At 39.3% G+C, this 16,002-nt stretch carries 14 protein-coding genes; 12 read left to right on the forward strand and 2 right to left on the reverse strand.

Going from position 1 to position 16,002, the window contains the following annotated elements; all coding sequences use genetic code 11:
• Positions 1-94: 94 nt before the first annotated feature.
• Entirely contained in the window at positions 95-1,108 is a 1,014-nt protein-coding gene (gene sohB, locus FHK88_RS10010; RefSeq protein ID WP_227430609.1) for a protease SohB, read from the reverse strand.
• Between the two features lie 470 nt (positions 1,109-1,578).
• Here sohB and aspS point away from each other — a divergent pair, with 470 nt between their 5' ends.
• The 12 genes from aspS (at position 1,579) to FHK88_RS10070 (ending at position 14,732) form a co-directional block, all read left to right on the forward strand.
• On the forward strand, positions 1,579-3,387 hold the full coding sequence (gene aspS, locus FHK88_RS10015; RefSeq protein ID WP_227430610.1) for an aspartate--tRNA ligase: 1,809 nt from the start codon (positions 1,579-1,581) through the stop codon (positions 3,385-3,387).
• A complete protein-coding gene (locus FHK88_RS10020) occupies positions 3,353-4,408 on the forward strand; it encodes a lysophospholipid acyltransferase family protein (RefSeq protein ID WP_227430611.1) in 1,056 nt (351 codons plus the stop codon). The genes aspS and FHK88_RS10020 overlap by 35 nt, the downstream gene beginning before the upstream one ends.
• A gap of 114 nt (positions 4,409-4,522) precedes the next feature.
• Positions 4,523-5,293 (forward strand): glycosyltransferase, encoded by a 771-nt coding sequence (locus tag FHK88_RS10025; RefSeq protein WP_227430612.1) that lies wholly within the window; start codon positions 4,523-4,525, stop codon positions 5,291-5,293.
• Positions 5,294-5,534: 241 nt separating this feature from the next.
• Positions 5,535-6,293 carry a hypothetical protein gene (locus FHK88_RS10030; RefSeq protein WP_227430613.1) on the forward strand — a complete coding sequence of 253 codons (759 nt, stop codon included), beginning with the start codon at positions 5,535-5,537 and terminating at the stop codon, positions 6,291-6,293.
• Positions 6,293-7,192 (forward strand): hypothetical protein, encoded by a 900-nt coding sequence (locus FHK88_RS10035; RefSeq protein WP_227430614.1) that lies wholly within the window; start codon positions 6,293-6,295, stop codon positions 7,190-7,192. The genes FHK88_RS10030 and FHK88_RS10035 overlap by 1 nt, the downstream gene beginning before the upstream one ends.
• The gene (locus FHK88_RS10040; RefSeq protein ID WP_227430615.1) at positions 7,179-7,898 is read left to right on the forward strand and encodes a putative nucleotide-diphospho-sugar transferase; all 720 of its coding nucleotides are present in this window, start codon (positions 7,179-7,181) and stop codon (positions 7,896-7,898) included. The genes FHK88_RS10035 and FHK88_RS10040 overlap by 14 nt, the downstream gene beginning before the upstream one ends.
• A 52-nt stretch (positions 7,899-7,950) precedes the next feature.
• Complete coding sequence (locus FHK88_RS10045; RefSeq protein WP_227430616.1) at positions 7,951-9,030, forward strand: glycosyltransferase family 8 protein; 1,080 nt, start codon at positions 7,951-7,953, stop codon at positions 9,028-9,030.
• A gap of 23 nt (positions 9,031-9,053) precedes the next feature.
• Positions 9,054-10,394: a glycosyltransferase gene (locus FHK88_RS10050; protein WP_227430617.1), complete on the forward strand. Its 1,341-nt coding sequence runs from the start codon at positions 9,054-9,056 to the stop codon at positions 10,392-10,394.
• Positions 10,395-10,609: 215 nt separating this feature from the next.
• Positions 10,610-12,145, forward strand: a complete 1,536-nt coding sequence (locus FHK88_RS10055; RefSeq protein WP_227430618.1) for a glycosyltransferase family 39 protein — start codon at positions 10,610-10,612, stop codon at positions 12,143-12,145.
• Between the two features lie 153 nt (positions 12,146-12,298).
• The gene (locus FHK88_RS10060) at positions 12,299-13,351 is read left to right on the forward strand and encodes a glycosyltransferase family 2 protein (protein WP_227430619.1); all 1,053 of its coding nucleotides are present in this window, start codon (positions 12,299-12,301) and stop codon (positions 13,349-13,351) included.
• Positions 13,348-13,821, forward strand: coding sequence for a GtrA family protein (locus FHK88_RS10065; protein WP_227430620.1), 474 nt, complete (start codon positions 13,348-13,350; stop codon positions 13,819-13,821). The genes FHK88_RS10060 and FHK88_RS10065 overlap by 4 nt, the downstream gene beginning before the upstream one ends.
• On the forward strand, positions 13,806-14,732 hold the full coding sequence (locus FHK88_RS10070) for a ChbG/HpnK family deacetylase (protein WP_227430621.1): 927 nt from the start codon (positions 13,806-13,808) through the stop codon (positions 14,730-14,732). Before FHK88_RS10065 ends, FHK88_RS10070 begins: the two co-directional genes overlap by 16 nt.
• A gap of 143 nt (positions 14,733-14,875) precedes the next feature.
• Here the strand turns inward: FHK88_RS10070 and FHK88_RS10075 are convergent, their stop codons facing one another.
• Entirely contained in the window at positions 14,876-15,808 is a 933-nt protein-coding gene (locus FHK88_RS10075) for a branched-chain amino acid transaminase (RefSeq protein ID WP_227430622.1), read from the reverse strand.
• Positions 15,809-16,002: the final 194 nt, after the last annotated feature.

Consider the following 16,002-nt stretch of genomic DNA (forward strand, 5'->3'; position numbering starts at 1 on the left):
ATCTACCATTAGCATATCTCAAGCTATAAAAAAAACAGGCTCTAATTATACAAATTAGAACCTATTTATGGTTTTATGGTTATTTAAAAAATATCTAGCGCTGAGAGTCCAATATTTTTAAACGGCTTTCACTGGCAACTTTTGCCAATACTTCTGGCAAGTTATCCACTGCTTTATTAATAACCATCTGTACAGTCGCTTCAGCAGCACCAGCAAATCCAAGCTTTTCTGCCAATGTTGGTTTTTGTCTTGAATGCAACGCATACACATCATGCTCTTCCATCAGCTCTAACAGATAGCTGTCTGAGGTTTTTAACTCATCAACCAGTTGCAAATGTAGTGCATCTTCACCATACCAATGGTCACCATTTGCAACTTTATCCAGCTCAAGCTGTGGGCGATATGTGGTCACAAAATGTTTAAATAGTTTGTGAGTTTGCTCTAGCTCTTCTTTATATTTAGCACGGTCATCATCATCATTTTCACCAAACAATGTGACGGTACGTTTATATTCACCCGCAGTGAACATTTCATAATCAATGTCATGATTTTTTAGCCATTTATGAAAGTTTGGCATTTGTGACACCACACCAATAGAGCCAATAACTGCAAAAGGAGCTGCCAACACTTTATCCGCTACACATGCCATCATATAACCACCACTGGCAGCTATTTTATCCACACAGACAGTCAGTGTTAGCCCTGCATCTTTTAAGCGAACCAACTGCGCAGCTGCTAGTCCGTAACTATGCACCATGCCACCACCTGACTCCAAACGCACGACGACTTCATCACCTTTTTTTGCTGTACTGATAAGTGTACTAATTTCTTCTCGTAGGTGCTTCACACCACTGGCTTTGATATCGCCATCAAAGTCTAAAACAAAAACATGCTTTTGCGCTTTTTTCTCTGTACTTTTCTCAGCATGTTTTGCCTTTGCCTTCTCTTGTAACATCTGCTTGGCTTTTTTTGCCAGTTGTTGCTTGAGCTGTTTACGTTCTGACTCATGATTCATCGCCTCTTTTAAGTCATCACGGCGCTGTTGTTGAGTTTTGTTTAGATGAATAACTCGAAGCTCAACAGGATTTTTTGGTGGATGAAATAGCATGTTTCGTTTCCTTAATATTTAAATACTTATATCACTACAATGAATGTCATGGTTTAAACGTAATATCACAACGTTACAATCTCACCTACTCATCCTCCATATTGCCACAATTACAATATAAAGGCTGACAAGATGACAAACACAAGATTTTAACTATGCGCTTAGATATGCGACTAATGACAATCATTTTCAAGTCTAAACTTTGTATATTATTGTGACGATGGCTAGAAGAGCTAGAAGCTCAAAGCCTGTATTTATAGCCTTGAAATGTTTAATTTTGCCCAATATATCCTGATTTTAATGGATGAATACAGGTTCTAAGTTGTGTCAATGCCGAAATTTAGGCATAATGGACGTTTGATAAAAATTTTACAGTTTATCTGTGTTATTCAGAACACACTAAATAAACTGATAAAAATGATTTATTTAATTAATATACAGCTTTTTTAAGTTATTGGGATGGCAAGTTTATGATGCGTAGTGAATATTGCGGGGCAGTTACCGAAGCCCTATTGGATCAAACCATTACGATTACAGGTTGGGTACACCGTCGCCGTGATCATGGCGGTGTCATTTTCCTAGATATGCGTGACCGTGAAGGCCTACTACAAGTGGTTGTCGACCCTGATACCCCTGAAGCATTTGCTACTGCGGATGCTGTACGTCCAGAGTACGTGTTAAAAATCACTGGTCGAGTACGCAAGCGTTATGAAGGCACAGAAAACCCCAATATGACCAGCGGTCAAGTCGAGTTGTTGGGTAAAGAAATCGAAGTATTGGCAAAGTCAGAGACACCACCATTCCCACTGAATGATGAAAATACCACTGTTTCTGAAGATTTGCGCTTAAAATATCGTTATTTAGATATGCGTCGCCCGCAAATGCAAGAGCGCATGGTATTCCGTGCCAAAGCCACATCAACGATTCGTCGTTATTTAGATGATCATGGCTTTTTGGATGTCGAAACACCTATCTTAACTCGTGCCACACCTGAAGGCGCTCGTGACTATCTAGTACCATCTCGTACACGTCAAGGTAACTTTTTTGCCCTGCCTCAGTCACCACAGCTATTTAAACAGTTATTGATGGTATCTGGCTTTGACCGCTATTATCAGATTGCTAAATGCTTCCGTGATGAAGACTTACGTGCAGACCGTCAACCTGAGTTTACACAGATTGATATTGAAACTTCATTTTTATCTGATCAAGAAATCATGGATATCAATGAAGGTCTTATCAAAAACCTTTTCCAAACCATGCTAGATGTAGACTTAGGTGACTTCCCACGTATGACCTATGCAGAAGCAATGCGTGACTATGCTTCAGATAAGCCAGATTTACGTATTCCTTTAAAACTTATTGACGTTGCAGATCTGATGCAAAGTGTTGATTTTAAAGTGTTTGCAGGTCCTGCAAATGATCCAAAAGGGCGTGTTGTTGCCTTACGTGTACCAAATGGTGGTACGCTAACTCGTAAACAAATCGACGATTACACCAAGTTTGTTGGTATTTATGGTGCACGTGGCTTGGCTTATATTAAAGTCAATGACATCAGCAATATCAACAATGGCGTCGATAAAGAGTCTGGACTACAGTCTCCTATCATCAAAAACATGACTGACGATGTCTTGGTCAGCTTAATTGAGCGTACCGAAGCGCAAAATGGTGATATCATCTTCTTCGGTGCAGACAAAGCCCGAGTAGTTAATGATGCCATGGGCGCACTACGTGTCAAAGTAGGTCATGATATGGAGATGGCAACTTGTGAATGGGCGCCTCTATGGGTCGTTGACTTCCCAATGTTTGAAGAGACAGACGATGGCAAATGGACATCAATGCACCACCCATTTACCAAACCAAAAGGCTCTGTACAAGAGCTAAAAGACAGCCCAGAGACGGCATTATCTATCGCCTATGATATGGTATTAAACGGTACAGAAATCGGTGGTGGTAGCTTGCGTATCAACACAGTTGAAATGCAAAAAGCGGTCTTTGATGCACTTGGTATTAGTGATGAAGAAGCCGAAGAAAAATTCAGCTTCCTACTTGATGCGCTTAAATTTGGTGCGCCACCACACGGTGGACTAGCATTTGGACTTGACCGCCTAATTATGCTCATGGTTGGTGCGAGCTCTATCCGTGATGTGATCGCCTTCCCGAAAACCAAAACTGCGGACTGCCCACTAACTGAAGCACCTGCCGAAGTTGATAACAAGCAGTTACGTGAGCTTGGTATTCGTCTGCGTGAAAAACCACAAGCAGACAACAAATCTTCATAATTTTAACTATTCATTTATTATGAATATATTTTCATTATTTAAATATGTGCCATTATCCGTTTTGCGGGTAATGGCACGTTTTGTCGCTTGGGCAATGGCTTTAATGCCTAACCTTAAAGTTAATCATACAATTAATACCAATTTACAGCTTGCCTGCCCTCAGCTCAGTGATTCTCAGCGCCAACAGATGGCTCACAACATCTTACGTAACCAAGCATTAAGCAGTGTTGAGTCAGTCAAAGCATGGGCAATGCCTCCTGAATGGAGCATCGCTCAAATCAAACAAGTACATAATCAGCATATCCTGCAAAAAGGGTTACAAAACCCCAAGGGGATGCTTGCCATTGTGCCACATTTAGGCACATGGGAGATGATGAACGCTTGGCTAAACCAGTTTGGCAAGCCTACCATCATGTATAAGCCCATCAAAGGCAAACAAGCAAACGACTTTGTTTTACAAGGACGACAAAGGCTACATGCTACCTTAGTCCCTACTGATGGTACAGGCGTTAAAGCCATCTTTAAAACCCTAAAACAAGGTGGTTTTAGCATCATTCTACCCGATCACGTTCCAGACCTATCCGGTGGCGTTATTGTGCCATTTTTTGGTGTACCTACCTTAACCAGTACCCTAGCACCAAAACTAGCCAGTAAAACCCACTGTGCCATGGTTGGACTGTCATGTATCCGCCGACCTGATGGGGATGGCTTTGATATTCACTGCTATGATTTAAATCATAAAGATATCTATAGCCGTGATATCACCACTGCCACACAGGCACTTAATCTTGCCATGCAACATATGATTACCCCATTTATGCCTCATTATGTATGGGGTTATCGACGTTTTAAACACGTTCCATTTGCAGTCAATCCATATAAACTTAGTACAATGGAAATGCAAAAAGCTCAGCAAGATTTATTACAAACACCATCTGAACCACCCCCAAAGATGACACAAACTGACTCAGAAAAAGTCACAATGGTAGATAAACAGATAGACCAGAAAATAGATGAATAATATAAATGCTCTAACCTCATAGTGGTTTATTTAGTCAGTCTCTCTTTGATAACACTCATCAACCATATTCAATAAAATCTGATTAACAAGGCAATGTAATAAGGAACGGTACTTATGTCAGCCAGCTCAATAAATGATACCTCTGATAATCGCTATATTATCTGTATGAAATGGGGAACAAAATATGGGGCTGAGTATGTCAATCGCCTATATAACATGGTCAAGCGTCACCTAAGCTTAGACTTCCAGATGGTCTGTCTAACAGATGACGTCACTGGTATTGACCCTGCGGTGCAATGCTACCCCATTCCTGAGCTAAATCTTCCCGAAGGACTGCCAGAGCGTGGCTGGAAAAAACTTACCACCTTTAAACCAGAATTGTACGACTTACAGGGAACGGCATTATTCTTAGACATTGATATTGTCATTGTTGATAATATTGACTGCTTTTTTACCCATCAAGCCGAGCATGAAGATAGCGTTATGATTATTCGTGACTGGAAAAAACCATGGCGAATGGTCGGTAATAGCTCTGTTTACCGCTTTAAAGTGGGACAAAACACCTACCCTAACTTACTCAGCAATTTTGAAAAAAACTTTGATAGTATTCGCAAACAAGTTCGTCATGAGCAGGCTTATTTATCCAATTATTTACGAGAGCATCATCACTTAGAATATTGGGATGGCTCATGGTGTGTCAGCTTTAAATATCACTGTATCCAACCATTCCCACTCAGCTTTATCAAAGCCCCTCGCCTTCCTGATGGTGCAAAAATCATCATCTTTCATGGAGAAGTTAATCCACCTGATGCCATCAAAGGTGGTGGTGGTAAATGGTATCGCCATGTCAAAGCCAGTAAATGGTTAGAAACATATTGGCGTTAATAAACCATAATATAGCTCATCACCCCCAATAAAATATGAAAACCTGATATACTCGTTATCTGATATATTTAATGATATTAATGATTAAAAACTATAATCAATATTATATATATTAAGATCTGTTGAGCCTTTACTCTATTAAGATAAATTTTTCTCAATTTTTCCTATATAAATAAAAGTTCAACCACCTTTATACTCATTTAGAAATAATTTATTCACTCATAATAATGCTAAAAATACTATGGTAAAACGTAAAAGAAGCAAATTTGAAAACTTCTTTAATCTTAATCGTTATCGCAAACGCCAAGGCGCTACTGTCATCTCACAGCAACTGGCAGAAGTAGACTATGAACAACTTAAAACTACCATCATCACTGGTGAGCCTGTTGAAAACTTCCAATCATTAATGATAAAAGACCTTAATGAACATTTAGAACATCTCAAGCTCAATTTTATCGGACAGCCTGAAATTTGTTATTACCATGCCAAGCTGATTGTCCTTATTCGCCGAGAAGCACAAACTAAGCAAAACTTTGCACGCTTTAATGAGTTGTGGCATCAGCAAGCTGATTTTTTACTAGAACACCTCAACATGCGCTGGCTAATATCAGCCTGTGATACATTTATTGACCACAGTGATGACGAAACACTAAAAGCTATCTTATTAAATGCCGTCACCATGATAAACACCATCAAACTATATGAAACAGAGTATTTTTTGCTAAACCTGCAAGATACAACTCCCGCAGACTATGTGCCAAAGCAACTACACAAAGCACAGCACTGTTTTAATTTATTTGATGAATTACCTAGCTTTCGAGTCGGCGTTGATGATACTTTGCGTAATATGCGCTGGCGTATGGATGAAATCACTCAAGATCATCCATTAGCGCATAAAATTTTAACTCATATTTTTGATGTGGTGAATACACAAGGCAGTGTGTATACTCGTTTTCGTGCGTGTCATCACAAACCTAGAAATGCTTGGTGGAGTGAATAATGAGCCAGCGCCAGACACAACAGCCTCAGCCCATCACCACCTTGACTTATCATATTGATAATCAACCCTACTCTATTAAAACCATTTGTCACCCACAAAGCCAGCTCAGTCTATTACAAAGCCAACAACCAACCCCCGAAGCCATTAATATTTACGCATCAGGGGCATCTATTGAGCAGGTTGACTTTTCAATACAACGATGCCAAACACCTGCTATCTTTGTGAATGGCAGTATTACATTGACCGAAAAACACTCATTCTCTCAGATTTATGCTTATGTCATCACTGATGCCAGATTTGTCCAAAATGGGCTAGATGTTTTACGGCAACACTATCAAGGACAACCTCTCTATCTGACTCAGCCAGTATTAGAAGCACTTATCACCCATCTGCCCAATTTAGTGACACAATATCATACTCGTATCTGTGTTATTTTTGCCGTTGATCGTCCATTGCTACCACCACCCGATAGCTTATGGCAAAAACTGTGCTCTAAATGGCTTGAAAAACGTAAAAGAATTGCATTAGAGCAAATACAAAATTCTTTTGCCTTTGTCATCGAGTCACAACATACTCCAGTTTTGGGGGTATCTTTGGACATACGACACGGATTCGTGGAGGCAGGAACGGTTGCTTATGTCGCTTGCCAGCTTGCCTTTAGCATGGGTTCAACTGCCATTCATATTTTTGGTGTGGATTTGCTTAACCATAACCAACCCAGATTTTATGAAAGTCCACAAAAAAATGCACCTTGCAAATTAGACAAAGCCATTTATAATCGAATCGCACCTTCTTTTGCACTGTTAGCAACAACCTATGCACAGCATCAGGTCAGTATTTATAATCACTCTCCCATTTCAAAAGACTTATTAACTGGTTTAATTTATGCCGACGACTAGCGTACTGCTTCCTGACAGCTTAACCTTTTCTGGTGATAGCATACTTGTCGACCATCATGACCAAAACTTCTTGGTCTGTTGTTTTTATACACCTAACTATCAACAACATGCACAGCAATTAAAGCAGTCACTAGACAATCTTAACATCAATCACTATTTACAAAGTGTTCCTGACCAAGGCTACTGGGAAGCTAATACTCGAATCAAACCCTATTTTTTGCAACACTGCCTGACACGCTTTGCCAATAAAAACATCTTATATTTAGATGCTGATGCCGTTGTTAAACGCCCATTAGATTATTTTGAAAATATTGATACAGACATTGCTGTTTATGAAACGCATCGAGCAAAAGGTATGTCACATGACTATCTAACAGGTACGATATTTTTACGTCAGACACCAGCCACACATGATCTAGTTGAAAAATGGTGTATGGCACAACAACCAGAGAAAAAAACTCAAGTAGACCAAGATAGCTTTGATAGCGCCATGCAACAAATGAAAGCACAGCTTAGTATCGAACCATTGCCTCTTGGCTATATCAAAATCTTTGATAAAGACTACTCAGGTACAGTATATATCGAGCAGTATCAAGCCAGCCGTGGACAAACCAAACTACGCCGCCAGCGCATACGCCGACGCAATCAAATACTAGCAGGTGTTGTGATTATTCTGATTATCATCACTGCTCTAAAAATATTCTAAAATATTATCTAGACACTACTAATTAGTATAAGAAGACTCAAGGATATTATTCATGCCTCAAACTTCAGTATTATCCCAGCTTAACGCCAACATTACTGAACAAAACCGTCCTGCCACTCATGATAATGCATTGGCATTTTGTGTTGATAATAACTACTTGCCTTATGCCTTATTTGTCGCTCATCAATTTATAGCACATCATCCAGACAATCCTTGTGATATTTGTATTTGTTTACCAGATATCAGTCAAATCCCTCAACACTTGCTATCTTCAAGTATTCGCTTTGTCGAGCTACAAATAGAAGGTATGGATAATCTGCCTGTTGGACGACTAAGCTTAGCAGCCTATCATCGTTTATTTTTACCACAGCTTTTTGCTGAGGATTATGATTATATTATTTATCTTGATGCTGATGCCTATATCATGCGTCCTTTTTATACACAGATTATGCAACTGATACAAAGTTATCCAGAAGACTTTAGTGTGGCCGCTGCAGCTGATGTCATGGAGCTAAAACTACAAATTACTCCTAGTAGAAAATTTAGCAAAGTTGAAAGCTACGTTCTCAAATATCACCAACATAAGCATTTATACCGAAACTCTGGGGTCTTAATTCTTAATACCAAAAACTACCGTCAACAAGATGTCTTACCCAGAGTGTTTGGCTATGCTTTTGAGCATATCAACGAGCTACAGTGCCATGACCAGTCTGCACTCAATGGAGCATTGCTTCATGAGATAGCAATTCTACCTTTTATGTTCAACTGGCAAGTACATAGCCTAACTTATGAGCTAACCGATGAATTTAAGCCTTATATCATTCATTTTATTGGTAATAATAAGCCTTGGCGCTTAACCAACCGCTATACACAGCCCTTTCAAGAGAGTTATCAACAATTTATTGAAAAAAACTTCCCAAAACAAGAGTTTTCAGTTTATACAGAATATGAAAAACGACAAAAACAACCTAAATATGACAACTCAATACGAGAGCTTATTTCACAAAAAAATATTTTATTTCAAAACTTTATTGATAATAAAAGATCATGGTTACCTTATAGTATAAAAAACAGCAAGGTTAGAAACTTGTTAAAATTACCTTCATTCACAGGATGTAATACAAAACTCTAAACTAATTATTAAACTGGAGATTAATGTTGTCACAACCTAATATATTAAAATCAGAAAGTAATAATATTCTTTTTTCTTATCATCGCTTAGATTGTATTGGAGGTATAGAAACTCGGCTAATAGATGAATTTGATTATTTACAGAGGCAAAATTTTCAAGTTTTTTTCTTAACCAATAAAAACCGTTGTGATCCACAAGTTTGTGAGATATTCTCACACTGCCAATTTATCACTATTGATATTGATAATATCTCTTATGCACCTGATTTTATTAAACTAGTTGATAGTACTATCAATGCTATAGAAATACATGGTATCACTCTAGTTAGTATTCATGCCCTTGATCTATTTACCTTAGCCACTGTCATGGCAGCTCAAATATGCAAAGTTCCAGTGATTGCAACTGTACATGGTGTTATTGATATTTATCGACAACCTTTTTATCAAATACTTATTCAACAGTTTACTAATAAAAGCTTCAGCCAGCTCATCTTTGTATCTAAAACCACACAGAACTTAGGAGCACATATTGGCTCTTGCCAGTCATACTTGATACCAAATTTGATTAATCTTGATAAATATCAATTTCATAATCAGGATGAACAAAATGGCTGGCTCATTGTAAGCCGTATTAGCCATGAAAAATTCCCTTCAATTATGGCTTTTTTAAAAGCCGCAGAGACCTGTAATATCAATAAAGTTAGCATTGCTGGGGGAGGTAACCCAGAAGCTCTACAACAACGTATAATACAAGCTAACATAACAATAACCATTGAATTTTTAGGAGAACGTACTGATATTGCCACATTAATCCCTCAATATGAAGGGATTGCTGGTATGGCACGTGTGGCATTGGAGGGTCTTGCCTGTAAAAAGCCTGTCTGTATTATTTCTCCTGAGGGTACATTAAAAGGCTTAGTAATGCCTAATAACTTTATGCGATTAAAAGATTATAACTTCACTGGAAAGTCATTATTAACAATTTCAGAAAATGATTTTGTAAACCAACTACAGAATCTACGCCCAAAAGATATTCAAACAAATTATGAGTTATTAAATCAGCATTTATCTACTAAAAAGTGGCTGGAATATATACCTATCTATAAAAAAGCTAGTTTTATTGACAATCCTGAACTAGAGGCGTTATATCATAAAATTGCTTACTATGCTCCTATGTTACAAACCCCATTTGAAAAGGATGAGTTCTTTCATCAATTATTTATAGAAACACTCAGACAATTTGAATTAAAAGAAGTTGAAAACAGCTGGTGGTTACACAAACAAGATAATGATTTATTTAAATCTTATCCAAGTCCATTTTCACCGAGAAAAAAAGAAAAGTTTTATAAGAAACTATTGAAATAAGATGAGCATATCTATAGTCAATTTAAGATAATACTGTTACAAGGAAAACGAGCGAAGGTGTACAAGTAGTACTGAGAGCGAGTTTGACGATGTAACAGTTTTGTATTGAGCCGACTATAGCTACAACCAAACTACACTTAGATTAATATACAAATAGTTTCAGAAATAGCTAATAATTCAACTCCGTTAAAGTCTACTAGTAAGGCTTATGTATTATGATATCTGGTCAACAATCGACTAAACGAAGTAGTATGCACTCTCGTAAACCTTGGCATTATTTTCTATTTTTCTTAAGCATTTACTTCACCATCTGGGTAGTTGCTCCAACCTTACTTGCCAGCAGTGTGCCACTAGATGTCAGTGAGGGCGTAAATTGGGGCAGTGAGTGGCAGTGGGGATATTATAAGCATCCTCCACTTTCGTCATGGGTTTTGTATTCGTTTTATGCATTGTTTGGACATCTAGGGGTATATCTACTTAGTCAGTTAACTGTCATACTGACACTGGTGCTGGTTTACGCTCTGACAACCAAGTTATGGTCAAAAACAACAGCTTATCTGGCAGTTTTATTTACCCTATTGATATTGTACTATGGCTATCCTAGCCTAGAGTTTAACCATAATGTCGCTCAGTTTCCGATTTGGGTGGGCTTATGTTTGTGTTTTTTTAATGCCGTCACCCGCCAGCGTTTATCTGACTGGCTATGGGTGGGTGTAATTGGTGGCATTGGTATGCTCACCAAATACAGTGTGATTTTTTTATTACTTCCCATGGCGTTATATCTGCTTTACCCAAAACAATGGCACTTACTAAAAAGCCCTTATCCGTGGCTGTCTGCACTGGTTATGCTCGCAATTTTTTCGCCTCATTTTTATTGGTTAATGCAACATGACTGGCTACCACTCACCTATGCACAAGGGCGTACTCATGAGGCAACCGCTTCTGCCAGTGCTATCAGCAGTCACTTTAAATTTATTGGTTTTAGCTTAACGCAAATATTGGCTCATCTGCCATTATTAGTCATACTTCTACTAAATAGACAGCATTTGCTAAGTAGAAGCACCTATAAACAGCAATATAATCAGTCTCAACAGCTATTGTATTATTTATGGCTTGCACCATTAATGGTTTTGATTGCGCTAAATTTGTTATTAGGCATCGGCTTGCGAGATATGTGGGGCATGCCAATGTGGGGGCTATCTGGTATTTTAGTCGCATCGTGGCTAATACCCAGCTCAAAAGTTCTGCAAAGAGTGAGTAAAATGGTGATGATATGGCTAAGTATGGTCACTATTTTAATGATGGCTTATATCGGCTATGGTCATCAACTGCGTGATAAGCCTTCTCGTATGGACTGGTCTGAGCAAGCTCTTGCCAAAAAAGCAGAGCAAACTTGGAGTTCTGTTAGTAGTTGTCCGTTAGATAGCGTCTCTGGTGACCGATGGCTCTCTGCTCTGGTCGCAATGAATCAGCCAGATTCAATGCCATCACAGATGATTTCTGGGTCAGCCAGCCATTCTCCATGGATGTCTACTGAACGCCTGCGACAACACGGTACCCTAGTCATGTGGCTGGCAGATGATAAGGTATCCCTACCTTTATTAGATGATATCAATGCTCAACACTCTTCAGACTTTAAAGTCTATCAAGGACAGTGGCAAATTAGCTGGATGGGTAAAACAGATGCCAAACCCTTGATTGTTCATTGGCAGGCATATATACCAAAGAGATGTAGCCAGTCTTTACCTTAAATCTACCCATATTAAACTTCTCAATACTTAATTTATAAAATCCAGTTTAGAGAGACATAGCGATGATGTATTGGATGTAGTAAAGTATCCCAATCAAGTAAAGCCTACAGACCGTATAAATTATCAGCCCCTTTTTGATTGTGTGACTGCCTTATGAGTATCCAGCCGATTTATCTATCTATTATTCTACCTACGTATAATGATGCTGATGCATTGACACACTTTTTGCCACAAGTGCTAGACTTTGCCACCACCTTACAAGGGCAACAGCAAGTACTGGTGATTGATGATGGCAGTCGTGATACCACAACAGACGTGGTCAAACAAATGATGTCCAGTTGTCCAGCATCCATCCAGCTACAGCTTATCAGTCTGTCACGTAACTTTGGCAAAGAGTCGGCGCTAAGTGCTGGGCTGGCTCATGCCAACGGACAATATATCGCCATGCTAGACGCTGATGGTCAGCATCCACTCAGTGTCCTGCAGCAAATGCTGACCATGATGGAGCAACAGCCACAAATTGATATGGTGGCAGGCATTCAGGCAAACCGCCCACATGAAAGCAAGTTAGCAAAAACGTTAAAAAGTGGCTTTTACCACTTTATCCAAGATACTCGCCGTTATGAGATTCGCCCCAACGCAGGGGATTTTCGCTTAATGAATCAAAAAGTATTGCAAGCACTACTTTCATTGCCTGAACGACAGCGTTTTATGAAAGGGTTATATGCTTGGGTCGGATTTCACACTGTCTATTTACCATTTACTGCTGAAATGCGAGAGGCAGGTGAAAGTAAGTTTAACTATGCCAGCCTATTTGAGCTAGCACTGGTTGGTATCACCTCATTTTCGCAAAAGCCACTACGTCTAATTTCACGTATGGGCTTTGTCGTATCATTATTAGCCATTTTATATGGTATGTATATCGTTTTAGAAACCCTATTATTTGGCAATGATGTTGCTGGCTGGGCAACCGTTGCGGCTGGGATTATGTTTTCAGCGGGAATACAGCTGATTTGTATCGGTGTGATTGGTGAATATATAGGACGTCTGTATGAAGAAGTCAAACAACGCCCTTTATATTTAATTGCAGAAAATATCAGTAGTCATCAAGCATCTGAGCATAAACAAAATGACATAGCCAGTGAAACAAACTCAACAGATACACCCCGTAAAATAATGGATGCCTCAAAGGCAACAACACCATGAATAATGCTTTAAATGATAAGTCATCCCATAACACCAACCATGCTAACCATACAATGAGCCAAAAACTTTCACAGCAAGCATTTTGGTTTACCATTGTTGGCGCTATGGCAGCTTTGGTACATTTTTTAATATTGGTGATGCTGGTTAATATCTGGCATATCCCTCCTGCATGGGCAAATGTGGGGGCATTTTTATTAGCATTTTTAGTCAGCTTTTCGGGTCATTTTTACCTGACTTTTCGTCACGATTCTACAGTAAAAGCCACTTCTGGCACACAGCCAGCTTCTGCACTCCATAAACTAGGTAAATGGTTTGCCAGCTCGGTTGCTGGATTTGCATTGAATCAAGCGTTATTTGTTCTTGGCTTAGCATGGCTGGGGCAATCATATTATATTGTCATTTGGTTTTTAGTCACTGCCATCGTGACAATAATGACTTTTTTATTAGGCAAATTATGGGCATTTCGCTAATGACTTCTGCACCGCATATATCCAACGCACCTCAGCAAGTAGATGACAGTAATAATCGTACTAATCACAACAAACGCCACGTGATTATTAATGTGGATGATTTGGGATTATCTCCTGCGGTAAATCAAGCTGTGATTCATCTTGCTAAGAATCAACGCATCAGCGCCACCAGTTATATGACTGGAGGACATCTGAGTGCAGATGAATTACAAACACTGTTAGCATTGCCCATTGATATTGGCTTACATTTTGATTTAACAGGTATTTTTAAGTCTACCTTGACCCATCCACTCAAACAGTTAATCATCAAAAGCTATTTACGACAGATTGATAAAAAACAAGCACAACAAGTGATTAACCAGCAACTAGACGAGTTTGAAGACACCTTTGGTCATGCCCCTGTCTTTATTGATGGACATCAGCATATCCACCAATTACCGGTTATTCGTAACTGCTTAACCGACATTCTAGTGTCACGTTATGGACAGGGCAATATCGCTGCCCGAGTCACAACGCCTCTCCGTTATGACATAAAGTCATGGATTATTTATCTACTGGGTGGATATGCATGGCGCCAACTGTGCCAACAAAACCATATTGCTTATAATGATGTATTTGGTGGGGTATATGATTTTAATGCTTCCATTGAGAAACTGGCAACGCTTTGGGACGACTGGTTACAACACAGCCCAAAGATAACCTCCACTCATAGCACGACCAATCATCTAGCACATACCACCCTAATCATGTGCCACCCTGCCCTACCAGTGGGTAGTGGCAACCCTACTATTACACCATGGGAAGATGAAATCAAACCTGCCCGAGAATGTGAATATCAGTGGTTGATGAGTGACGACTTTGCTCAACTCTGTACTCATCATCAGGTGGCACTGAGCCGGTGGTCTGCTTAAATATATCAGCAGTTATCGTCAAAGAACGACTATAGTCAGCGAATTTAATAACTGTTACAGTGTAATTTCTGATATCAGCTCATATAAAAAACCGACCAAATAAGGTCGGTTCTTTTATACTATATCAAGCACTTACAATAAGATTACTCATCAATAAAGCTTAACCAGTCTTTGTACTTCTCATTACGACCATGTACCACATCAAAGTATAAACTTTGTAGCTGTTCGGTCAGCTCACCGCGACCACCATTACCAATTACGCGGTCATCATACTCACGGATGGGGGTCACTTCAGCAGCAGTACCTGTCATAAAGATTTCATCGGCAAGGTAGAACTCATCACGAGTAATACGACGCTCAACTACTTTGATACCTAAATCATTAGCAAACTCAATGATAGTACGACGAGTAATACCATCTAATGCACCACCCGCCAAATCTGGAGTGTGCAACTCACCACGCTTCACTAAGAATAAGTTTTCGCCTGAGCCTTGGCACACATAGCCTTGTGGATCCATTAAGATGGCTTCGTCATAACCCTGACGAGTCACTTCTTGGTTTGCCATGATAGAGACAGGATAGTTGCTTGATGCTTTGGCTTTACACATGGTGACGTTTGGCAAATGGTGCGTATATGATGAAGTTTTAACTCGGATACCATTTTTGATACCTTCTTCACCCAGATAAGCGCCCCATTTCCACGCAGCCACCATCGCATTAATGCTGTTGTTACGTGAAGATAGACCAAGACTCTCTGCACCGACCCAAATTAAAGGACGAATATATGCTTCTGCCAAGCCGTTTTGTTTAACAACGTCTTTTTGTGCTTGCTCTAGGGCAGCTTGGTCAAAAGGTACTTTTAACTGAAAGATTTTTGCTGAGCCAAGTAAACGCTCAGTATGCTCATTTAAACGGAAAATCGCAGTACGACCATCATCTGTCTGATAAGCACGTACACCCTCAAATACTGCCATACCATAATGCAAGCTATGAGTTAATACATGCACGTAGGCATCAGGTTGCTCTATCATTTCACCGTTAAACCAAAGTTTTCCCTCATTTGTTGCCATATTCATAGAATAATCCTCATTATTTTAAATCTTCGAATGTATCATTCGAGTTTGTGAAAATGTTTGTTGTGGTCAATTTGAGACAATCAACCTAGAGAGTTTATCCCTATACTAGGGTTTGTTTTTTGATTTGACCATACTTTATTTAGAAGCTGGAACTGAGAGCTTATATTCACCATCTATGATGATGGGCTGTACCT

It is taken from the genome of Psychrobacter sp. I-STPA6b (assembly GCF_020662265.1).
Lineage (GTDB): Bacteria > Pseudomonadota > Gammaproteobacteria > Pseudomonadales > Moraxellaceae > Psychrobacter.

Coding starts and splice junctions, on each gene's coding strand:
- FHK88_RS10065 (WP_227430620.1), top strand. CDS start 13,348: ATGAATAATGCTTTAAATGATAAGTCATCCCATAACACCAACCATGCT.
- FHK88_RS10035 (WP_227430614.1), top strand. CDS start 6,293: ATGAGCCAGCGCCAGACACAACAGCCTCAGCCCATCACCACCTTGACT.
- FHK88_RS10025 (WP_227430612.1), top strand. CDS start 4,523: ATGTCAGCCAGCTCAATAAATGATACCTCTGATAATCGCTATATTATC.
- FHK88_RS10050 (WP_227430617.1), top strand. CDS start 9,054: ATGTTGTCACAACCTAATATATTAAAATCAGAAAGTAATAATATTCTT.
- aspS (WP_227430610.1), top strand. CDS start 1,579: ATGATGCGTAGTGAATATTGCGGGGCAGTTACCGAAGCCCTATTGGAT.
- FHK88_RS10075 (WP_227430622.1), bottom strand. CDS start 15,808: ATGAATATGGCAACAAATGAGGGAAAACTTTGGTTTAACGGTGAAATG.
- FHK88_RS10070 (WP_227430621.1), top strand. CDS start 13,806: ATGGGCATTTCGCTAATGACTTCTGCACCGCATATATCCAACGCACCT.
- FHK88_RS10030 (WP_227430613.1), top strand. CDS start 5,535: ATGGTAAAACGTAAAAGAAGCAAATTTGAAAACTTCTTTAATCTTAAT.
- FHK88_RS10040 (WP_227430615.1), top strand. CDS start 7,179: ATGCCGACGACTAGCGTACTGCTTCCTGACAGCTTAACCTTTTCTGGT.
- FHK88_RS10060 (WP_227430619.1), top strand. CDS start 12,299: ATGAGTATCCAGCCGATTTATCTATCTATTATTCTACCTACGTATAAT.
- sohB (WP_227430609.1), bottom strand. CDS start 1,108: ATGCTATTTCATCCACCAAAAAATCCTGTTGAGCTTCGAGTTATTCAT.
- FHK88_RS10045 (WP_227430616.1), top strand. CDS start 7,951: ATGCCTCAAACTTCAGTATTATCCCAGCTTAACGCCAACATTACTGAA.
- FHK88_RS10055 (WP_227430618.1), top strand. CDS start 10,610: ATGATATCTGGTCAACAATCGACTAAACGAAGTAGTATGCACTCTCGT.